This is a genomic window from Roseisolibacter sp. H3M3-2, from assembly GCF_029211165.1.
In the GTDB taxonomy this organism is placed as follows: domain Bacteria; phylum Gemmatimonadota; class Gemmatimonadetes; order Gemmatimonadales; family Gemmatimonadaceae; genus Roseisolibacter.
Window position 1 is genome coordinate 1 of sequence record NZ_JARGEK010000304.1, and the last position, 6,114, is coordinate 6,114.

The window sequence follows — 6,114 nt, forward strand, 5'->3', positions numbered from 1 at the left end:
GCCGCGTCGGCGTCGAGGCGCGCGTCGAGCGCCGCCAGCGCCGCCGGCGAGAGCGCCGCCGCGACCAGCGCGTCGAGGTGCGCCTTGCGCAGCCCGTACGGGCGCGCCGGGTCGTCGGCCACGCGCGCCAGCGTCGCCTCGAGCGCCGGGAGCGCGGAGTCGCGCTGCGCGGGGCCGAGCCAGCGCGTGGCGGCGCGCGTCGCGCGGGCGAGCAGGAAGCCGGCGATCTGCTCGTCGCGCTCCTCGGGCAGCGCGCGCCCGGCCAGCGCCAGGAAGCGCGTCGGCGCGTAGCGGGCCTCGCGCGCCAGGTCCCACAGCGCGCCCCACAGCTGCGCGCGCAGCAGCGGGTCCCCCACGTCCCCCGGCGTCGCCAGGTGCCGCTCGGCCCACGCCACGCTCGCCGAGTCGAGCAGGGTGAGCGCGTAGGCGTGGTCGCCGGCGTTCGGGAAGACGAGCGCCGCCGGGTCGGCCGCGACCGCGACGCGCGTCGTGGGGCCCGCGAGGGTGACCGGGCGGCGGAGCTGCGACGCGCCGTCCCCCCTCACCAGCAGCTCGGCGCGGACCGGCCACGCGCCGGCGCCCGAGAGCCGCTGCGCGGGGCGCTGCGCGATCCTCACGCCGCGCGCGTCGCGCGTCGCCTCGAGCACCGGCAGGCCGGGGCGCAGGATGTACTGCCCGCCCCACGCCGTCAGGTCGCGCCCGGCCGCGCCGCCGACCGCCGCCAGCAGGTCGCGCCAGGTCGCGTTGGCGTAGGCGTGGCGCGCGAGGAAGGTGCGCACGCCGTCGCGGAAGGCGCGCTCGCCCACGACGTACTCCAGCTGCTTGAGCACCGACGGCGCCTTGTTGTAGACGATCGCGCCGTAGTTGCTCTTGGCCTGGTCGAGGTTCGCGAGCTGCTGCCAGACGGGCGTGGTGCCGAGCGACGCGTCGACCGCGTAGGCCGCCGGCTTGTTGCGCAGGTAGAAGGTCTTCCAGGCCTCGGACGCCGGGTCGAGCGCGGCCTGCATGCGCGCCGCCATGTACGTCGCGAACCCCTCCTTCAGCCACAGGTCGTCGAACCAGCGCATGGTCACGAGGTCGCCGAACCACTGGTGCGCGACCTCGTGGTAGACCGTCGCGGTGCGGCCGACGCGCTGCGGCTGCGTCGGGCGCTCGCGGAAGACGAACGACTCCTCGTTGTAGAACACCGCGCCCGGGTGCTCCATCCCGCCGAACGGGAACGCCGGCGCGAGGACGAAGTCGTACTTGTCGAACGGGTACGGCCGCCCGAACCAGTCGCCGAGCCAGCGCAGCGCGCGCGCGTTGGCGTCGATCAGCGAGTCGGCCTCGACCTCCGCCATGCGCGACGCGCGGGCGTAGAGGGTGATCGCGCGGCCGTCGACGGTGCGGGTGATGGTCTTCCACGGCCCGGCGGCGAAGGCGATCAGATAGGTGCTGATCGGGCGCGTCTCGGCGAAGCCGAGGATCCGCACCTCGGTGCCGCCGCCCTCGTGGTCCCAGACCATGTCCGTGCTGTCGACGAGCGCGCCGTTCGCCACCGCGCGCCAGTCCCGCGGCACCGTGAGCGACAGCTTCACCCGCGCCTTCAGGTCCGGCTGGTCGAAGCAGGGGAAGAGCGCGTTCGCGTCGCTCGGGACGAGCAGCGTGTACAGGTACTCGGCGCCGTCGGTGGCGTCCTTGTAGCGGATCACGCTCGCGCCGGCGGGGGCGATCGCCGCCTTGAAGTCGAACGCCAGCGCGTTCTCGCCGGCCTTCAGCGCCGCGGCCGGCACGCGCACGTGCGCCCCGTCGCCGCGCACGTCGGGGAGCGACCGCCCGTTGGCCACGACGCCCGACAGCGCCGGCCCGCGGAAGTCGAGCACCGCGTCGCCGTCGCCGCTCCGGACGAAGCGCACCACGACCTTCCCGCGCGCGGTGTCGCGCTCCAGCACGGCGAGCGACAGCTCGTAGCGCACGTCGCGGACGCGCGTCGCGCGCCATCGCGCCAACTCCTCCGACACGCCGGGGCTCGACGCCGGCTGCGCGCCGAGCGACGACGCCAGCAGCGCGAGGAGAGCGCCGATCCGGCGGACGCCGCGGGCTGCGGGCTGCGGATTCCACTGACCCGCAGCCCGCAGCCCGCAGCCGCGCAGCACCCGCGCGAGGATCACGGCGCCCCCGCGCTGGCGGTCGCCCCCTTCGCCCGCTGCACCATCCCCCGCACGTCCGCCCGCAGCGCCTCGGCGTCGAACACGATCCCCTGCTTCACCGTCCACTTCACGCCCCCCGCGCGCACCAGCTTCCCGTCGCGCTCCGTGAGCACCCCGGTGCCGTACAGCACCTTGAGGTTGTGCAGCGGGTTCCCGTCCACGATCGCCAGGTCGGCGTCGAAGCCCGGGCGGATCACGCCGGTGGTCGCGAGCCCCAGCGCCTTGGCGCCGTTCGACGTCGCGTGCCGGATCACCTCGAGCGGGTGGAAGCCCGCCTCCTGGTGCAGCTCCATCTCGCGCACGGTGCCGAAGCCGTACAGGTGGTAGATGAACCCCGCGTCGCTGCCGACCGTGACGTTGCCGCCGCGGCGCGCGTACTCGCGCACCCAGCGCATCCAGATCGCCATGTTCTCGCGCCACCGCACCTCGTCGGCCGTCGTCCAGTCGGCGTGGTACGAGCCGTGGCGCGTCGGGTCGGGCTCGAAGTTCGTCAGCACCTGCGGCATCGCGTACTCGGCGAACCACGGCAGCGCGCGGGCGCGCGTCAGGTCGCGGTTGGCCTCGTACACGCCGAACGTCGGGTCCCAGGTCATCCCGCGCGCGACCATGGAGTCGAGCACCGCCGACAGCCGCGCCGAGTCGGCCTGGCGCCACAGGTCCCCCGCCCAGCGGAAGCGGTCGCGCTCGTCGTCGTAGTTGTAGCCGGCCGGGAAGTCCTGCGGCCCCGGGATCGCCGCGTCCGGGATCCCGTACCAGTGCTCGATCGACCGCACGCGCAGGCGCGCCGCGTCGAGCGCGTCGTACTCCTGGATCTTCATGTCGGTCGCGATCGGGAGGCCGAGCTTCCGCGCCTCGTCGCCGATCGCCTCCCACACGTCGGGGCGGGCGATGAAGACCTTGAGCCCCCGCGCGCCGCGCGCCTTGAGCGACCGCAGGTTGGCGCGCGCCTCCTCCGGCGTGTCGGCCGACGGCGTGGCGTACGGCACCAGCGTCGGCGCGTTGATCCGGTTCTCGGCCGACAGCCGCGCGTGCGCCGCCATCGTGTCGATCCCCTCCCCCGATCCCGGGTCGCGCACGGTCGTGATGCCGTGGGCGAGCCAGAGCTTGTAGACGTAGTCCTTGGGCATCGCGCGCCCGGCGCGGCTGAATTGCGTGTGCCCGTGCACGTCCACGATCCCGGGCATGACGTACAGCCCGCGCGCGTCGATCACGCGGTCGAACGGCCCGCGGATCCGCCCCCCGCCGACGCTGCTCCCGCTCGACTCGACGTCCTCCGCCGACGGCTGCACGGCGGCGATGTGCGTCCCCTCGACGAGGATGTCCATCGGCCCGCGCGTCGGGTTCCCGGCGCCGTCGATGACCAGCGCGCCGCGGATGAGCAGGCGGGCGTGGCGCGTGCCGATCGACGGCGTCGGCGCCTGGGCCCGCGCCGGCAGCGCGGCCAGCAGGAGGAGCAGGATCAGTCGTCGCATGGCGGGAGTGGTCGTGGGGGACGCGGCGGGCGGCTGGGAAAGATCAACTGCCAGGATACGGATGAGACGGATTCCAGTCGGATCCGTGATGTGGATGGCTCGGAGACTCCAGTCCAGTGGCCATCCACGTCCAGGATCCCGATGAGATCCGCCTCATCCGTATCCTGGTCGTTGCCGTGCCCCGACGTCAGCGCACGCCGACGGGGACCGCGCCGCGTCCCGCGTCCTTCGCGCGCGCCAGCCCCTCGCGCGCCTCGCGCAGCTGCGGCTGGAATGCGGGGTCGGCGTCCTTCCAGAACTCGAGGAAGCGCTCGTAGGCGGCGGCGGCCTTGGCGCGCTCGCCCAGCTCCTCGTACAGGCGGCCGCGCGCGAGGTAGCTGCGGGCGTAGAGCGTGAAGCCCGGGTCCACGAGGCCGAACTCGGCGAACCGGCGCGGCTCGAGCACCTCGTACATCGCCAGCGCGCCGCGCGCGTCGCCCAGGTCGGCGAGCACCTGCGCGCGCGCCACCCACCGCGACGGGTTCATCCCCGCGTCGGCGGTGCGCATCGAGTCGGGCGACGGGAAGCCGCGCGCGATCTCGCGCGCCCGCGCGGTGTCGCGCCGCGCCAGCGCCTCCAGCGCGTCGAGCTCGGGGAGCGGCTGCGGGTTGCCGGCGCGCCAGCGGCGCAGCGCGGCCAGGTAGCGCGCGTCGCGCGTCGCCAGGTACGCGACGTACGGCACCGACGTCGCCGGCTGCGGCCCGCCCGGCCCCGCGCTCCCCGTCCGGTCGATGTACGCGATCCCGGAGTCGAGCGGCGCGCGCAGCGACGCGGGCGGCACCCCCATCGCCAGCTTGGCGGCGAGGTTCCACCAGTCGATCATCGGCCGGCTCGGGCCGGCGAGCCCCGGCACCGTGGGGACCGCCTCGGCGAGCACGCGCCCGATCGCGTCCACGTCGCGCGCCGAGCCGCCCATCCCCGCGACCGCCGACGCGCCGAGCACGAGCGGCATCAGGTCGGCCGTCCCCTGCCGGCGCAGCCCCTCGGGCGTGACCGTCGCGAGCGCCGCGCGCACCGCCGCCGGCGCCTCCGCGGGGCGCAGCCGCGCCACCAGCTGCGCGCGCAGCAGCGGGAGCATCCCGGTGCGCAGCTCGGCGTGCGCGGCCAGCGCCGTGTCGAGCACCGCGACCGCCGAGTCCATCCGCCCGACGTTCAGATAGGCGCGCGAGAGCGCGAGGAACGCCTGCGGCACCGGGTCGGCCGCCGCCCAGCTCCGCGCCTCGCGCGTCGCCAGCTCGGCGGCGCGGCGCTTGGCCTCGCGGATCTGCGGGTCGGCGGCCAGGCGCGCCGGCTCCCCGGCCACGTGGCGCAGCGAGTCGCCCGCCAGCACCACCGCCGACCCCTGCTCGGCGGCCGCGCGGTACATGTCGAGCTTGTGCGAGTACGCGAGGTGGAACGACGAGTCGAGCGCCAGCGTGCGGTTGAAGGCGCGCAGCGCGGCGCTCCAGTTCACGACCGCGGCGGCGCTCGCCCACCCGCCGGGGCGGTGGTGCCAGAGCGCGTCGCCGAGCCCGTACCACGCCTCGGCGTCGGCCGAGTCGCGCGCCACCACGGCGGCGTACTTGCGCTGCGCGTCGACGAACGCGCGCCCCTCGGTGACCGTGTCGCGGCGCTGCTGCGCGCGCAGCGCGGTCGTGAGGTCGGCGTACGCGTCGACCAGCGCGCGCTCGCGCTGCGGGAGCCGCCCGGCGTGCCGGATGGCGGCCGTCACCGCCTGCTGCTGCGCGTCGCTCCCCGCCGAGGCCCAGCCGAGGGTCAGCGCGCGGCGGTAGTGCGCGAGCGCGAAGGTCGAGTCGAGCGCCGCCGCGCGGCCGAACAGCGAGTCGGCGCGCTGCAGCTGCCAGGCGTTGAGCGCGCGCGACCCGTCGAGGTAGGCGCGGTACGCCTCGACCGACGACGTGGTGGACTGCGCCAGCGCGACCGTCCCCTGCGGCGGCGCGCCGACCAGGTCGAGCAGGTCGCGGGCGAGGGCGTCGAACACCGTGCGCGGGTCGGCCGAGCGGGGCGCGGCGCGCTGCGCCTTCTCGACGCTCTGCCCCGACGCCACGTCCCACACGCTGGCCACCACGAACAGCGAGTCGGCGGTCCCGGTGACCACGCCGGTGACGGCGGTCCAGACGCCCGCGCGCCGCGCCAGCCGCAGCGCGTCCTCGCGCGTCAGCCGCCGCTCGTCGTCGAGCTCGAGGTCGCGCAGCAGGTCGAGCGCGCGCTCGTAGTCGACGACGTGCAGGTCGCGCCACTGCGACAGGGTGAGCGCCAGCATGCTCACGCTCCCCTCGCGCAGCCAGGTGAGCTGCGGGTCGCCGCTCTGCACCTCGAACGGCGCCACGAAGTACGACTTGCGCGGGTCGCCGCCGCGCGGGACGCCGCTCCCGACGCCGAGCGCCCACCACCCGGCGCCGGCCGCGGCGGCG

General features: G+C 75.8%; 2 protein-coding genes and 1 pseudogene. All 3 read right to left on the reverse strand.

From position 1 onward, the window contains the following. A partial coding sequence (locus tag PYV61_RS19510) for a M1 family aminopeptidase (protein ID WP_275834737.1) occupies positions 1–2,150 on the reverse strand: 2,150 nt, incomplete at its 3' end. Next, positions 2,147–3,661, reverse strand: coding sequence for an amidohydrolase family protein (locus PYV61_RS19515; RefSeq protein ID WP_275834738.1), 1,515 nt, complete (start codon positions 3,659–3,661; stop codon positions 2,147–2,149). The genes PYV61_RS19510 and PYV61_RS19515, both read right to left, overlap by 4 nt. A 187-nt stretch (positions 3,662–3,848) precedes the next feature. Beyond that, positions 3,849–6,114, reverse strand: a pseudogene (locus tag PYV61_RS19520) (hypothetical protein); the annotation flags it as partial.

Coding starts and splice junctions, on each gene's coding strand:
- PYV61_RS19515 (WP_275834738.1), bottom strand. CDS start 3,661: ATGCGACGACTGATCCTGCTCCTCCTGCTGGCCGCGCTGCCGGCGCGG.